Origin of the sequence: Paraburkholderia sp. SIMBA_054 (assembly GCF_046534875.1) — a bacterium.
Taxonomy (GTDB): Bacteria; Pseudomonadota; Gammaproteobacteria; order Burkholderiales; family Burkholderiaceae; genus Paraburkholderia; species Paraburkholderia hospita.
This window is the reverse complement of the sequence record NZ_JAWRXV010001138.1, coordinates 1-257: the sequence shown is the minus strand read 5'-3', so window position 1 is coordinate 257 and position 257 is coordinate 1. Positions and strand designations below refer to the sequence as shown.

The window sequence follows — 257 nt, the reverse complement described above, 5'->3', positions numbered from 1 at the left end:
CACCGCGAACACGAAGCCGGGCGGTGTCGCGTCATGCCAGGCCTGCCAGCTTTCCGGGCGCTGCAGCGAATAGAACGAGCCGTTGATTTCCACGCTGCGGAAACAGCGCGAGGCGAACGCCAGCTCCTGGCGCTGTACCAGGTCCGGGGGATAGAAACGGCCGCGCCATCGCGGGTAGCGCCAGCCGGAGATGCCGATGCGGATCGCCATGCCCGCAGCCTGTCCCCCGGCGCGTAAGGCCGCGTGGCCGGTGCGTG

General features: G+C 69.6%; 1 protein-coding gene. It reads right to left on the bottom strand.

What is annotated here, in order from left to right:
• Positions 1-210, bottom strand: a 210-nt coding sequence (locus SB822_RS58715) for a DUF72 domain-containing protein (RefSeq protein ID WP_410859326.1), incomplete at its 3' end; no start/stop codon positions are given.
• Between the last annotated feature and the right edge of the window lie 47 nt (positions 211-257).